The following is a 14,786-nucleotide window of genomic DNA, read 5'->3' on the forward strand; positions in this document are numbered from 1 at the left end:
CAGCGGCAGTTGAACACCCCTGGACCATTGTTACGGTTGTTCCATTCTTCGCCGACTCTTCCGTCGCCGCTTCGTGAATTGCCGCCGAATTCCCTATGCAGAAAGGGCCGATCGCGTGCTCCTCGACGAACTCGTGGTGGCTCCGGTGACGATCACGCCGACGAAACCGCTGACGCCGACGCATGTCAAAGGCCTGTTGTGGACCGACATACTGGTCAAGGCGAGCGCGTCGGTCGGGCGAGTTCGGCTGTTGTGGAACAACCGGATGGCGACCCTCACGACCCAGTCGACCGCGTTCTGGCACTACTTGGACCGGGTCGAGCCGGACACGGACTGGAACCTGGAGTCGGCGGCCGCGATCGGTCAGCGTTACGTCCGCTTCCACTCCGAGGGAGGGAGGAGCGACCCCCGGGGAGTGGGCGCCTACCTGGAGCGGGTCGACGCGGCCGGGTGGATCCACCCGGCCGGCCGGCGGGTGCTGGATTCATGGCGCGCGGAGCTGGAACTGCTGGGTGTCGGCGATCTCGGCCTCGGGGAGGACCGTCCGCTGGCAGCGGCGGCGGCCACGACGCTGCAAGCGCTGGCGGAGCGGGGCCTGTTGATCGACCACCGCCGCTTCGGCGGTCCCGTCCACCTGGACGGCACGCGCTGGGGCCTGCCGCTGCGGCAGCTGGTCGGGAGCGACGGGCATCCCAACTACCTGCTGCCCATCCTGCGCGAGCTGATCCCCGCGATCGGCCCGGGCCGGGTGTTCCTGCTGGTCTTCGACGACGGTCTGGCCGCCGACTATCTGCTGCTCGACCGGGTGCTGACCGCGTTCGGCGCCCGTTCGGTACGGCTCGCGTTCAGCAGGGTGCCCTTCGGTGGAACCGTCCGCTCCAGCCGGTACGGCGGCTGGAGCGGGACTACGCTCTCCGACCTGTCGGCGGTCTCCGGTTCGGCCGACAGGGCCGCCTACCGGCTGGGGATGCGGCTGTACTTCGCGGGGGTGCTGCCCCGCCGCTCCGAGCAGCCGTTCCGCATGCAGTTGCTGCGCCGATGCGTGGGACGCGCCGCCCGGCTGCTCACCCGCACCGCGGCCGACGTCGACGGGGGCATGCCGCCGGAGGCGCTCTCCCGGTCCCGGGACCCGAACGGCTTCGTCGACCCCTACCGGCTGACGACGTCCCTGCTCGGCCCGCCGCCGGCGGACCCGCGGCTGCTGAGGATCTACACGTGAGCGGGTTACCGGCCGGGGCGACGGCGGACGCGGCGGCCCTGCGGGACGCGGCGCTGTCCCGGGTGGCGGCGGTCCGTGCGCGGCTGGGCGCCGGACCGGTTCCCGGGGGGCTGGGGGTGGCCGTGGTCGTGGCCGACCTCGACGTCGCGGCGTTCGTTCGGGGCGCCGCGCTGTTCGCCATGGGGGTCCCGGCCGACCTGCGGGAAGGCTGGTACCAGACCTTCACCAGAACGGTGTTCCTGGCGGGCCGGCCGGAGGCCGTGGCCCTCCGGCACCCGCACCGGCTCGTCACTCCGGACGGGAACCTCGCGTGGCACGGCCCGGCCGCACGCGGGGCGCTGCTGCCGCTGTCCCGGCTGCTGCGCTCCTTCCAGGGCCCCCGGCCGGTCGAGGTGCCGGCCGGACCCCTGACCGTGACCGTGCCGGGGCCGCCCTCCGGACACGCCGCGCAGGTGTCGGTCGCGGTCGGCGACGTCAGCACCGGCGCCTACCTGGTCCATGTGCACCATCTGATCGCGGAGGCCGTGCTGCGCGGGCTGGTGGGCCCCGGTGACACCCTCCGGGTCGGCCACCGGCAGTTCCTCGACCCCGCGGAGTTCCACGACGCCCTCGACCCCGCCCGTGCCGGTGCGGTCCAGACCCGGATCGCCGGCAGCGGCTCCGACCCCGACCGACTGGCCCTGTTCGGCGTGCTGACGTCGGACCGCAACGAAGGAGACCACTGACGTGCAGGCCGAACGGGTGCTCGCGGAGCACCGCCGGTTCCTGGAGTGCCTGGAGCGCCCCGAGGAAGTGCAACAGGACCTGCTCCGGGACATGCTGGAGCGCAACGCGGACACGTCGTTCGGGCATGAGCACGGGCTGGCCTCGGTCCGCACCCTGGACGAGCTGCGCCGGGCCGTGCCGATCCGCACCCATGAGGCGATGATGCCGTGGATCGAGCGCGCCATGGACGGCGAGCCGAAGGTGCTGACCACCGACGATCCGGTCGTCTACTTCTCGTCCAGCGGGAGCACGGGCCGCGAGAAGCACATCCCCATCACCCGTACCTACATGCGGCAGACTTTCCTGCCCTTCTACCACGCGAGTTTCGCGCCGCTGCTGCGGACACTTCCGCAGGCTCCGGCCTCGCCCGGTGGTGTGCTGAACCTCTGGCAGGACCCGACCTCGCCGATCACCCGCACCCAGCAGGGCCGGCCGCACATCGGCGCCAGCCAAGTCGACTACCGCAAGTTCGGCGAGGACGCCGCCGTGGGTCTCGGCAACAACGCCGAGTGGAGCCGCATCCCGGAGGCGCTGGCCGGTGACGACCCCTGGGAGCGCAGCTTCTACAAGCTGCGCCTGGCCGCCGAGCAGGACATCCGGGTGGTGATCGGCGTCAATCCCGCGATGGTGGCCGGGCTGCCGTACCAACTGCGGCAGATGTGGCCACGGTTGGTGGACGACATCCGGGCCGGGACTCTCGGCGGGCACCGGCACTCGACGCCGAACCCGGAGCGTGCCGAGCAGATCGAGGAGTACGCGAAGACGTTCGGCACGGTCCACCCCTACCATCTGTGGCCGCACCTGGCCGCCGTGTTCGTGTGGAACAGCGGCCTCGCCCGGTCCTACCTCCCCCGGGTGAGGGAGACCTACGGGCCGGGGGTGCGGCTGTTCCCGGCGCCGATCGCGTCCTGCGAGGGGCCGGCGGCCGTTCCCGTCGACGGGCATCCCCACGGGGCGCCGCTGTACCTGCCGGGCTGCGTCTACGAGTTCGCCCCCGCCGAGCGGCCGGTCACCGCCGGCAGTGAAACGCTGTCGGCCACCGAGGTGGAGGAGGGGCGCGACTACCACCTGGTGCTCAGCCACGTCGGCGGGCTGTACCGGTGCGCCGTCACGGACGTGGTGACGGTGGTCGGGCGGGTGGGCCGTACCCCGCGTATCGAATACGCCGGGCGGGACGTCGCCCGGTCCGCGGCCGGGGAACGGCTGACCGAGGCCGTCGCGCTGCGCGCCCTGCGGGCCGCCTGTGACGACACCGGCGCGGAGCTGCGCAACGCGACGTTCCGCCTGCGCCCCGAGGACGAGGGGACCGGCGCCCGCTACCAGATTGCCGCCGCCTTCGCGGGGCCACCGGTTCCCGCACTGGCCGCCGCGCTCGACCGGCGGCTGTCGCGGGAGTGTCCCGGCTACGCCCCCGGCCGAGACTCCGGGGCGATCGGACCGCTCGAGGTGATCACCGTGCACCCGGACGCGTTCCTGCGGGAGTGGGAGCGCGCCGCACGCTCCGGGCAGCGTCCGCCCCGCATCAAGGACCGTGTCTTCCTGCCCGACGAGGAGAGGTGGGCGAGGATCGTCGCCACCGCGCAGGAGGTGGCGGTGTGACGCCGGAGCGGGCAGCGGGGCAGGGGTCGGCGGACGTGGTCCCCGGCCGGGGTCAGTACACCGAGGACGCCCGCAGACAGCGGCTTCAGTGGCTGCGCGGGCACAGCGGCGCCGCACTCACGTCGCTGGAGCGGACCGGCCTGGACGCGTACAACCTGGTCGGGAACGTGGAGAACTTCATCGGTTCGGTCGAGGTGCCGGTGGGTCTGGCGGGGCCACTGCTGTTCGTCGGGGACGCGGCGCGCGGGGAGGTGGTGGCCCCGCTGGCGACCACCGAGGGCGCCCTGGTCGCGTCGGCGTCCCGGGGTGCCCGGGCGGTGACCGCGTCCGGCGGGGTGACCACGATGGTGCTGTCGCAGCGGATGACGCGAGCGCCCGTGCTGGAGTGCGCCGGCATCGCCGCCGCCCACCGCCTCACCGAGTGGTTGCGGGAGCGGCGGCCCGCGCTGGAGGCTCAGGTCGGGCTGGTCTCCCGGCACACCCGTCTGGTGGACGTCGAACCTCACCAGATCGGCCGGTACCTGCACGTGCGGTTCGTCTTCGAGACCGCCGACGCGGCCGGGCAGAACATGACGACGGCGGCGACCTGGCAGATCTGTCGCTGGCTGACCGACACGCTCGCTGCCGATGAGGGGCTGCGGCCCAGGAACGTACTGCTGGAGGGCAATCTCAGCGGTGACAAGAAGGCGACCGTCGGCTCCATGCTGGCCGGTCGCGGAACCCGGGTGACGGCCGAGTGCCGCCTGAGCCGCGCCACCATGGACTCGGTGCTCAAGACCACGCCCGAGGCCATGGTCAAGGGCCACCTCTCCACGGTTCTCGGCGCCCAGCAGATCGGCATGCCGGGCCACGGCGTCAACGCGGCGAACATCGTCGCTGCCCTGTTCGTCGCCACGGGACAGGACGTGGCCTGCGTCCACGAGTCGGGCGTGTCGATCTTCTCGATGGAGCAGGACGGCGACGACCTGGTCGCCACGATCCTGCTGCCCAACCTGGTCGTGGGGACGGTCGGCGGGGGCACCGGGCTGCCGCACCAGCGTGACCTGCTCGACCTGCTCGGCTGCGCGGGCACGGGCGGCGGCCGCCGGTTCGCGGAGATCATCGCCGGGTTCGCGCTGGCCCTGGACCTGTCGACGATGGCGGCGCTTGTCAGCGGTCAGTTCGCCCAGGCTCACCAGCGGCTGGGGCGGGCCAGGCGGGTGGACTGGCTGCAGGACGGTGACCTCGACGCGGCCCTGCTGCAGCCGGTGCTGACGCGCGGGCTCGACGACCCCGGCCTGCACGTCACCCGGGTGGTGTCGTCGCCGCCCCTGCGCGGCGACGGGATCGCCGGCGAACTCGGCGCGCTCGCCGAACGGCGCAGGCTGAGCGGGCTGCATCCCCTGCGGGTCGACTGGACCGCCGGCGACGGGTCCACCACCACGGTCGACCTCGTCGCCAAGGTCAAGCCACGGGGCGAGGAGATCGTCGCCGGAATCGCGATGGTGCTGTCGCTGTGCGGCCCGGAACCGGCGCGGGCGTGGGAGCGTTGGGGCGCAGTCACCGGGTTTCCCGACGCGCACCGCCGTGAGCTGGCGGTGTACCGGCGCACGGAGAGCGCTCTGACGGATCTCCTCCCGCGCTGCTACGGGATTCTCGAGGACGACGAGCGCGAGGCGTACGTCGTCCTCATGGAGCGGTTGTCCGACGACGGCCGACCGTGGACACGTGACCGGATCGACAGCGTGCTGCGGGGCATCGGCCGGGTCCATGGGCACTGGCTCGGCCGGGACGGGGAACTGCTCGCCGAGGGCTGGCTGCAGCGCGTGCCGGAGCCGGCAGACCTGGCCAAGGCGCACGAGCTGTGGGGGGCACTGGTCCGGCACGCCGCGCACGAGCAGCCCGAGCTGCTGGGCCCCGCCCGGACGGACGTGCTGATCGGGCTGGTGGAGGACGCCGGACAGTGGGCCCCCGCCGTACACGCCCTGCCCCGGACGCTGGTCCACAACGACCTCAACCCGCGCAACATCGCGGTGCGCGGAGGACGGGTCGCCGTGTACGACTGGGAACTCGCCACGGTCGACGTGCCACAGCGCGACGTCGTGGAACTGCTCGCGTCCACCCTCGGTCCCGACGCCACGGCGGACGACGTCGAGCACGCCCTCACCGCGCACGCCGAAGCCGTGGCCGCGGTGTCGCCGGAGGCGGCGGCACTGGTGGCCGGATGCGACTGGCGCCGCGGCTACCAGCTGGCGCTGCGCACGTTTCTGACGACCCGGCTGACGCTGTACCTCGCCGGGCACAGCCAGCGCGAGTTCGGCTTCCTGCCCGGCGTCGTGGAGACGGCGTTCCGGCTGTGGCAGCTCGAAGAGGCCCGAGAGGACGACTGACATGCGGGCCGCTGTCGTGGGTATCGACGGTTCGGGCAAGACCACTGTGCTGCGCCGGATGCGCGAGCGGGGTGACGTCATCGTCGTGCACGCCATACGGGCCCACGACGACCCGGACAGTCCCTATGCCGCGCTGTCCAGGGCACTGGCCGGGGCGTCGGCCGCGGCGGACGCCCTGGGCCGGGTACAGCTGAAGCTAGCCGTGCTGTACCTGCAACTCTGTCTGTACGGCCCGACGGAGCGGCAGGCGTCGCGGAACGGCCGGCCCCTGGTCTCCGACCGGCATCCGCTGATCGATCCACTCGCGTATCTGCCGATGTTCGCCCGCACCGAACGGGAGGACACTCCTGGCGCGGACGTCGATGCTTGGTGGCGCGGGCAGGAACCACGGGACGCCCGCGCGGTACGCGACTGGCTCGTGGCCCGCACGGGAAGCGCCGACCCGTGGCCGCTGGGCACCGACTTCCTGGACCAGGCGACGAGGCCACTACAGGACGTACTGGATTATTTGAGCCGGTCGTTCGGCGTGCCGCTGCCGAACGCCGTGGTGCTGCTCGACCTGCCCGTCGAGGACGCCCTGGCACGGACCAGGAGCCGGTCGAGCAGGAGCGAGCTGCACGAGACGGCGGACCTGTTGTCGCTGGCCCGGCAGCACTACGACACCGCTCTGGCCTGGCTGCCGCGAGCACGGCCCGAGGTCTCCGTGCACCGTGTCGACTGCCGCGGCCGCACCGCAGCCGAGGTGACCGAGGCAGTTCGGGCAGTGGTCGCCTCTGAGGTCTGAGGGATAGGGCGGAGCGCGGCACTGACCTCCACCGCGGTACGGGCACTGCCGAATGACGGCGAGGAGGACCCGGTGGCAGTCATGAGCGGCGCCTCGCGCACCACCCTTCGCTGCTCCCTTGCCAAGGTCTTCATTCTGCGAGGCCAGTCGACTCCTGCCACCAACTCGACGGCCATGGCGGTGACTTCGGCCTTCGCGTCAGGTGCGAGTCGGCCTGGACGGTGTGGTTGTTGCCGAAGACCCGGGTCAGAGGTCCCGTGCCGGCGTAGCTCTTGCGGCCCCTCACGTCGGCGTAGCGGCCGGGGTCGTTTGAACCTCAACCGCCCCGATTGGCCAATGAGTTGGCGTGCTCGCGGGCATTGACGGTCTCCGTCCGTGCTGTCGGGACTGGCAGTCGGGGTTTCCTGCATCACTGGCATGGGGTGTTGATGGCGATCGGGTGGGGTGACTCGCCGGGTCGGCTGTCGGCACTGGGCTCCGTGTTCGCGCTGGGGTTCGCCGCTGTCGCGGTCGTAGTCACGCGCCGTACTTCCCAGATCGAGTCCGAACACGACTACGGAGTCGCCTTCGACGCGGACACCGCCGGCCTCCCCCAACAGCACTTTGTGGCCGGACTCCAAAACCCTTCCACGACCGACGCGTCGTCTGCCCGCATGACTGGATCGGAGATTTGATCTCCCGTGATCTGGTCGAGCCGAATGCCCTGGCCGCCGAACACCAGAGCGTCTTCCCCGCCCGGGCGCTGTCCGCGTTGACCGTCAACGGACGTCTGTACGGAATACCGCCAAGCGTGGACACCGTCGCACTGATCCACAACACGCAACTCGCGCCGCAACCACCCAAAACCTTGGACGAGTTGATTGCCACAGGCCGGCGGCTGGCTTCGGCTTGGCCGCTCCGGAATCCATCGCCGCGTTCGAACGGCTGGGGGAACTCGGCGAGTCCGGCACAGGACTGCTCCGTCGGTCGATCGACCGCGATGAAGCCTTCGAGCTCTTTGCCACGGCCCGTAGCCCCTGCCTGATCAGTTCCTCGGATGTCATGCAGCGCCTTCAACAGCGAGCACCAAGTCGTTCACGACTACCAGAAACGATCATGCAACTGATGAGAAGCGACTTTGAAAACGCTCCCTACGCTGCAGGCTGCTACGCCTCGTGAACACCCGTCCGGAGAACGTACGTCGCGAGACGTCGAGCCGGTTGCCAGGTCAGCCGAGCTGCCTCAACAACGCGAGGCCGCTTTGGTCAAGTTGGTAGAAGACACTTCCGCCGATGCGCTGCTTCCACACAACGCCGCTCCCGGTCAGCACCGCGAGATGTTGGGAGACGGTGCTCTTCGCAAGCCCCAGCGTCGCGGCCACTGCTGTGGTCGTCATCGGTAGTTCAAGGGTGCGCACCACCTGTGCGCGCCCCTTTCCCAGCAGCAACGCGAGCCGGTCCTCGGTTCCGCCGCCGTCGGCTCCGGCCGTCAGTACACGCAGGCGGCCCGTGGCCCGCGCCTGATACGACATGGCCACCCCGTCGCGGTTCTCGACGAGCAACCGGAGGCCGCCGGAGAACGCGGTGGGGACGAGGAGCAGCCGGGACCTCGTGATCCGCAGATCGAGATCCCGGTGGTAGGGCACGGTGAGCCGGGGCCTGGACCAGAGCACCCGGCCACCCAGCTCGCCGAGCATCGCCTCAGGGCCCTCGACGGCGAGAGTACGGCCACGGAGCAGGATCTCCTCCTCCAACGAGGAGCGGATCCGGTTCCAGTGGGGAGCGAGCGCACAGTCCCAGTACCGCTTCAGCAAGGAGTAGAGGCCCCGCTCTTCCGGCACGTTGCCCCTGGTGCGGCGCAAGCGGTCCAGTTCGGCCGCGAAGGTGTTCAGCGCAGGGTCCGGAAGGGGCACGAACCCGGGAACGAGGCGCGACAGCCCGGAGTCACGCAGCACCCCGGACAGGTCCCGCCCCAGCCCTGCCGGCATGTTGAGGCGTACCGCTCGCGCCCAGTCCGCGTACGGCGCGGGTACCTCACCCCGGTAGCGGGCGAGGAGACCGAGGCTGCCAAAGGTCTCCCACAGGGGGCTGAAGGTCAACCGCACGGTGCGGAGGGTGTCCTCGTCGACGTCGATCCTGATCACGACGCCGCGTGCCGAACGCGAGATCGTAGTGCCACTCCGCCATCCCCCTGTTCGTCGACCCGTAAGGCCTCTGTCCGGAATCCCAGCGCCGGCTGCGGACCGTCAGGAGACGTCCACCCGCATGGCGATGTCCTGACACAGGGCGAGCACGTCCTTGATCCAGGGACGAGGGTCGCCGCTCTCGTACGTCTTCATCGTCTCCACCGCCCAGTACTCCTCGAAGGTGAGGACAGCCGGAGAGGCGGCCTTGAACCTGTTGGCACGCCATTTGGGCTGGTGACTGCCGAACTCGCCCTCGCCTTCGAGCAGGGCGTCGACGGCATGGCCGAAGGCCAGTCGGGCCGAGAGCACCGCACTCTCCAGGTCGTCTGCCTCCATCTGCCCCAGCGCGTCCTCGACGTACATGTCCGCCTCCCCCAGAGAACGGGCGATGACGAACGAACGGAACGCCGTCCCGGCGAGACGACCGCGCCGCTCGTCGACCCAGTCGGCGCCGATCAGGGGAAGACAGTGTCTGATGCGGGCGAGCGTGAGTTCCTCGACGGGCGCCAGGACGTTTCCCGCGACGGTGCCCCGCTCGTACGCCTCCCACGAGACCTTGGCCAGCATCTGGTCGATCTGGGCGTCACACCAGTACTTCACCTCCCACCGTTTCTCCTGCGCGTAGAAGACCTCGAGGCTCACGAACGGAGGCTCCAGCGGCACCGGCAGAGCCCCGCTCGTCTCGGCGTCGTGGAGCGGGTTCGAGACGATGTAGATGTCGTAGTCGCTGCGCAGGTTGTGCCAGCCACGGGCAGCGGAGCCGACGACGAACGCGGCCTGGGTGTCGTCGGGGATGAGGTGACGCTCCCTCAGCGGGGCCAGCCAGTCTTCCTCGGTCATCTTCTGCATGCCGTACGCCCTTCTCCTGGACATGTCCGAACTCGATGCCATCGCCGCACAGCACGCCCGGACCCGTTGCTGAGCCCTTGAACGGACTCGTCAGCGGCCCCGCGCGAGCCGGGGCCCCTCACCATTCGACGATCCCCTTGTCCACCAGCTCGCCGAGGAACTCGACCACGTCCGCCAACACCTGCTCCTCGTCGGCCCCGTACTCCTCGGCCACCAGCCGCGCCACCTCGAGAGTGTTCCGGCGGCCGTCCAGCGAAGCGAAGATGAACGCGGCAATGCCCTCCAGGAGCAGTGCCCTGTCCTCGTCCCCGATCAGGAAATCGTCCTTCATCCGGCGGATTCTGATGCCGAGCACCCGGCGCGGCAGGACATCGCTCCGTGCGACGACCTCATCCATGGGGGATTCCCTTCCTTCGCGGCGTTTTCTACACGGGGATGCAGGAGTCCGGTGTCAGGCCCGCACCTCGCTCAGATCTCGAAGCTTCCGCACGGTGCTCATGACGAGTACGACCGGTGCGAACAGGAATCCGGCGCACACTATCCACAGCGCCGTGTGCAGGCCGAACGCGTTGGCCAGTACACCGCTGAGGAGGGCTCCCAGGGGAAGTGCGCCCCACGAGATGAAGCGCACCGTCGCCATGACCCTGGAGAGGAGATCCGGCGGTGACTCCACCTGCCGGTGCGTTCTGGCCATGATGCTGCCGATCACTAGGGCCATCGCCACTCCGGCGTTGCCGATGACGAAGAAGCCGATGGTGCCCCGCGTGGTCGTCATCGGTATCAACAGTGCGAGGACACCGCCGGCGACCGCTGACACGATCATGGCGCGCGCTGTTCCGATCCGCGCCGCGAGCCTGGCCGCCACCATCGAACCGAACAGGGCCCCGACTCCGTCCGAGGCGATCACGAGGCCGACCACGGTGGACGACGCTCCCACCTCCCGCACCAGGTAGAGCGGGGTCAGCGCCATCAGGGCCGCGGTGCAGAAGTTGCTCAACGCCGCCCAGATCATGCACGGTCTCATCACGGGATGCCGCAGCACGAAGAGGCATCCCTCGCGGATGAGCGTCCATACCGGCACCTGCGGCTGCGCCTTGGGCCTCCGCTCGGGAAGCGTCCACAACGTCGCGGCCGACAGGAGGTAGCTGACGCTGTCGATCAGGAGGACGTCGACGGCTCCCACGACCTTGATGAGCACCCCGCTCAGAGACGGTGCTCCGGTCGAGTTGACCGCGTCCGTGCCCGAGATCAGGCTGTTGCGCGCGGTGAGTTCGTCCTTGGAGACCAGCGCCGGCAGGAAGGTGGAGCTGCCGACGTCGAAGAGTACGGTCGCCAGACTTGTGATCAGGGCTGTCAGCAGCAGATGCACGAACGTGAGCCGGTCCAGCCACCAGGCCACCGGCACGGAGCCCATGGCCGTCATACGCACCAGGTCCATCGTCACCTGCAGCCCGCGCAGGGGGACCTTCTGCACGATGACCCCGGCCGGCAGCCCGAGGAACAGCCAGGCGGCCTGGCTCGCGGCGGCCAGCAACGTGACCTGGGAGGTCGTGGCATGCAGGTTGGTGAGTGCCACGAGTGGCAGCGCCACCGACGTCATGTTGGATCCGGCGCTACTGACGGTGGAGGCGAACCAGAAGCGCCAGAAGGTCCGGGAGTCGTTCGTGCCGCGGGTGGCGGCTTGGCTTGTCGTCATCCGGTGAGCTCTCTGGAAGCATCGCCGCGCTCCTCGTACCCCGGTCCCAGCAGCTCTGACTCCTCGAACGCCGCGAGGGTACGCATGTTTTCCAGCGCTCCGACCTCGGCGAGGTAGCGGGTCAGTTGCGACGCCGCTGCGGCGACATCGCTCTGGATCCTGTGCTTCGGCCAGCTCTCCGCGACGACCTGGTCGATCTGCTCGCTGGTCAGGCCGATGTCCCGAAGGTGGTGCGCCGTCTGCGCGTAGTCGGGTTCGAGGAAGGCGTAGACGGCCGCGGGGATCAGCGGGCCGAGGGCCTGTCGTTCGGAGCGCCCCAGGGCCGGCCACAGATGGGAGAGCACGGACCTGAAGTAGACATGGTGGCGGCCTTCGTCCTCCGCGTGGTCACGGATGATGTTGCGCACGGACTGCGGCAGTCTGCTGTCGCGAGGGATCTGGGACAGCATCCCCGAGATGAGGGTCTCGCTCACGATGGCGAACAACAGTCCTTCCACGCCCCTCAGATGCTGCGGCAGCCGGCCGCGTACCTCGTCGAGTCGCAGCAGGAACGCGGGGGGAACGCGGGCCCCTCTCCGCAGCCATGGCACGCGGGTCTCGGCCTCGATCTCGCAGGCGAACTCATGCGAGAACTGGGCGTGCCAGGCCTCGTCCGTGACGATCTTGTACGCGTCGGACCTCATGTGCCCGGGGAGGGCAAGACCCGAACGGCCCCGGCTGATCTTCGTGGCGACGGGGATGACCGCGAGGGTCTCCAGCTCCGTCGTGAACTCCAGGTAGTCGTACAGCCGTTGCAGGAGCAGCCCCTTCACGACGGCACTCCCCTTGGCCGCGACCAGGGGGTGCCGCACCACCGGGTACAGCTCGGGCGGGAAGTAGAGTTCCAGCTCCGCGGCGGCGAAGTGCCGACGGGGGCGGCGGCGTACGCTCGCGAGGTCGTCCCAGCGTTCGAAACGGCTCACGTACTCCGGACCGCGTGGCCGTTCGGCAGCCTCTCCACGGAGCAACTGCTCCTCGAACCGCTGGAGATACATGGGTGCTCCCGTTACGCGACGAAGAGGATCAACCGCTGGTCGACGAGTGTGTCCAGCTCCTCCTCCACGGCCGTGAGTTCGACGCGTGCCTCGCTGAGCACCGTGGCGAGTGTGGCCGTCCCGTCGATCCGCTGCAGCACCCGGACGATCGGGCTGTCCGGTTCGAGTACGAACTCGATCTGCCCGTCGTTCGCGAGGTACCAGTCGCCGCTGTCGTGGGACAGGAGCAGAAGTCCCTTGGCGGAGACGGGTACTCCGTCCAGGTCGTGGCTCCGCCTCGGCTCGAAGAGCTGCTGGGTGTCGGCCACCGGATCGCTCTGCACGCGGAGTTCGGAGCGCACCGTGCCCGCGTTCATCGACTCCAGCTGCGGCGCGGACGTCACCATCTCGGCGAGCAGACCCATGTTGATGATCCGTGTCAGGAGTTCCACGGAGGGTGAGTCGCTCGTCCCGTCCGCGAAGTCGCTCAGCCGCCGTCGGATCGCCCCGGCGTCCAGGTAGGCGTCGGCGCCCGGCGCCGCCAGGGCACGCTCGACCAGTTCCTGCCTGTTGCCGTTCATCAGCCTCACCAGCATGCCGTAGGCGTGGTGGGTACCGCTTCCATAGAAGAAGGGGCCCTTGGGCCGTTCGGCTATGCGCTGCGGGAGCCGCGATCCCACGGCGTCGCGGAGTATCCGTTTGTCCCACAGCAGTCGGGGACGCAGGTGCTCCGGGATGGACGAGGTGAGTTCCACGATCCGGTGATCGAGGAACGGCACGCGTGCCTCGACACCACTGCCGGCCGCGGTCCGGTCCTCGTGCCAGACGTTGTACTGCTGGATCTTGCGGTACTCGGACAGCACGTACGACGCGTAGACGTCGGCGCTCCGGGTCCTTCCCAGGGAGTCGAGGGCGTCGTCGGACAGGAACGACTCGTCCTCGCCCCACCAGTGCCGGAGGCCGGGCAGCCGGTCGAAGTGCGTGGTGCGGTTCATCCCGGTCAGCCCGGCGAGGAAGGACGGCCAGTCGTCGCTCATGCCGTCGGAGTAGCCGCCGTTGAACTCGTCACTGGCGGCTCCGAGCAGCATGCCGCGCAACTCCGGCCGCACTTGGCGGGCGAACCGATGGAGTTCGTGCTTGTAGTACACCTCCGGGCCGACCATGGGGCTCTCGGTGAGCCAGACCAGGCGCCGCCACTCCTCGGGTGTGGGCGTGAGGTCGGGTTCGAAGAGCACCTGATGGTTGTGGACCCCCCACAGACGGGACAGCCAACTGGCGTGCTCCGCGTCCCCGTTGGCGTGTGTGCCGCCGCTGAGGACGGTGAACGTGTGGATGTCCTCGACCTGCGTCCTTGCCAGGGCCAGGACGATCGACGAGTCGATCCCTCCGGACAGGAAGAGCCCCAGTTCACTGTCGGCGGTCGCGCAGTCGCGGATCGACGCCTCCAGCAGGTCTCCGTACCGCTCGATGAAGCCCTCGGCGCTGGTCGACTCGTCCGCCTCGGTGGGCAGTTCCCAGTAGCGGTGCTCCGTCGTTCTGCCGTCGCGGAGGTCCACGCGGAGCACCGAGGCCGCCGGCACGCTTTCCACGCCCTCGAACCAGGTGCACATCTGTTCCGCGCTGAACCGGGGTGCGGCGGCGAGGGCGGGCAGGGCCAGAGCCTTGTCCCATGCGAACCGGCGGGGCGTCGCGGGGTCGGCGAAGAGGCCCTTGATCTCGGACGACAGGACGATGCGCTCGTCTGTGCGGTGGTAATACAGCGGCTTGATGCCGAAACGGTCGCGCGCCAGGACGAGTTGTCCGCGGGCACGGTCCCAGAGGACGATCGCGAACATACCGCGCACGTCGCGCAGGAAGTCCAGGCCGTGCTGCCGGTAGAGGTAGAGCAGGACCTCGCAGTCCGAGCCCGTCTTCAACCGCACGTCCGACGGAAGGCCGGCGGCGAGCTCCTTGTGGTTGTACACCTCGCCGTTGGCGATCAGGACGAGATTGCCGTCGTCGCTGACGAGCGGCTGGGTGCCGTCCTGCGGATTCACCAAGGACAGCCTGGTGAAGGCAAGACCCACCGGACCGCTTCGCAGCAACTCGCGCTCGTCAGGGCCACGGTGGTGCAGCAGGTCGGCGAAGTCGTTCAGAAGGGCATCGAACTCCGGCCCGAGGTCCTGTCCGTCGAGCCGGGCAACGCCTGCGAGTCCACACATGAATCGTCCTTCAGTGGTGCGTTACCCGATTCCCGGATTTGAGCGGTAAGTGCGCCCCGGTGACGGGGCGCACTTACCAGCGGCCATGATCAGACCGTCCCACGCAGGACAGTGCCCTGGGTGACGG

Annotated in this window: 12 protein-coding genes; 6 read left to right on the top strand and 6 right to left on the bottom strand. The window is 69.7% G+C overall.

What is annotated here, in order from left to right; genetic code table 11:
- The first annotated feature begins 115 nt into the window (after positions 1-115).
- From ACGFY9_RS43540 to ACGFY9_RS43565, 6 genes are all read left to right on the top strand, one after another.
- Positions 116-1,219 (top strand): hypothetical protein, encoded by a 1,104-nt coding sequence (locus ACGFY9_RS43540; protein WP_393763846.1) that lies wholly within the window; start codon positions 116-118, stop codon positions 1,217-1,219.
- Positions 1,216-1,944 carry a DUF6182 family protein gene (locus ACGFY9_RS43545; RefSeq protein WP_393763848.1) on the top strand — a complete coding sequence of 243 codons (729 nt, stop codon included), beginning with the start codon at positions 1,216-1,218 and terminating at the stop codon, positions 1,942-1,944. The genes ACGFY9_RS43540 and ACGFY9_RS43545 overlap by 4 nt, the downstream gene beginning before the upstream one ends.
- A 1-nt stretch (position 1,945) precedes the next feature.
- Positions 1,946-3,583, top strand: coding sequence for a GH3 auxin-responsive promoter family protein (locus tag ACGFY9_RS43550; RefSeq protein ID WP_393763850.1), 1,638 nt, complete (start codon positions 1,946-1,948; stop codon positions 3,581-3,583).
- Positions 3,580-5,952 (top strand): hypothetical protein, encoded by a 2,373-nt coding sequence (locus ACGFY9_RS43555; protein WP_393763851.1) that lies wholly within the window; start codon positions 3,580-3,582, stop codon positions 5,950-5,952. Before ACGFY9_RS43550 ends, ACGFY9_RS43555 begins: the two co-directional genes overlap by 4 nt.
- Before the next feature lies 1 nt (position 5,953).
- Positions 5,954-6,736 carry a hypothetical protein gene (locus ACGFY9_RS43560; protein WP_393763853.1) on the top strand — a complete coding sequence of 261 codons (783 nt, stop codon included), beginning with the start codon at positions 5,954-5,956 and terminating at the stop codon, positions 6,734-6,736.
- Between the two features lie 661 nt (positions 6,737-7,397).
- On the top strand, positions 7,398-7,760 hold the full coding sequence (locus tag ACGFY9_RS43565) for a hypothetical protein (protein ID WP_393764104.1): 363 nt from the start codon (positions 7,398-7,400) through the stop codon (positions 7,758-7,760).
- Between the two features lie 183 nt (positions 7,761-7,943).
- On the opposite strand, the gene ACGFY9_RS43570 is transcribed toward ACGFY9_RS43565, so the two are convergent.
- The 6 genes from ACGFY9_RS43570 to asnB all read right to left on the bottom strand — a co-directional run bounded on the left by ACGFY9_RS43570 (position 7,944) and on the right by asnB (position 14,659).
- Positions 7,944-8,858 (bottom strand): ArsR/SmtB family transcription factor, encoded by a 915-nt coding sequence (locus tag ACGFY9_RS43570; protein WP_393763854.1) that lies wholly within the window; start codon positions 8,856-8,858, stop codon positions 7,944-7,946.
- Positions 8,859-8,960: 102 nt separating this feature from the next.
- A complete protein-coding gene (locus ACGFY9_RS43575; protein ID WP_393763856.1) occupies positions 8,961-9,773 on the bottom strand; it encodes a hypothetical protein in 813 nt (270 codons plus the stop codon).
- 94 nt (positions 9,774-9,867) lie between these two features.
- Positions 9,868-10,146: a PqqD family protein gene (locus ACGFY9_RS43580; protein ID WP_393763858.1), complete on the bottom strand. Its 279-nt coding sequence runs from the start codon at positions 10,144-10,146 to the stop codon at positions 9,868-9,870.
- A 54-nt stretch (positions 10,147-10,200) separates the two neighbouring features.
- Positions 10,201-11,445 carry an MFS transporter gene (locus ACGFY9_RS43585; protein WP_393763860.1) on the bottom strand — a complete coding sequence of 415 codons (1,245 nt, stop codon included), beginning with the start codon at positions 11,443-11,445 and terminating at the stop codon, positions 10,201-10,203.
- Positions 11,442-12,479 carry a diiron oxygenase gene (locus ACGFY9_RS43590; RefSeq protein WP_393763862.1) on the bottom strand — a complete coding sequence of 346 codons (1,038 nt, stop codon included), beginning with the start codon at positions 12,477-12,479 and terminating at the stop codon, positions 11,442-11,444. The genes ACGFY9_RS43585 and ACGFY9_RS43590 overlap by 4 nt, the downstream gene beginning before the upstream one ends.
- Positions 12,480-12,490: 11 nt before the next feature.
- Complete coding sequence (gene asnB / locus ACGFY9_RS43595; RefSeq protein WP_393763864.1) at positions 12,491-14,659, bottom strand: asparagine synthase (glutamine-hydrolyzing); 2,169 nt, start codon at positions 14,657-14,659, stop codon at positions 12,491-12,493.
- Positions 14,660-14,786 lie beyond the last annotated feature (127 nt).

Source organism: Streptomyces sp. NPDC048504, assembly GCF_043200035.1.
Classification (GTDB): domain Bacteria; phylum Actinomycetota; class Actinomycetes; order Streptomycetales; family Streptomycetaceae; genus Streptomyces.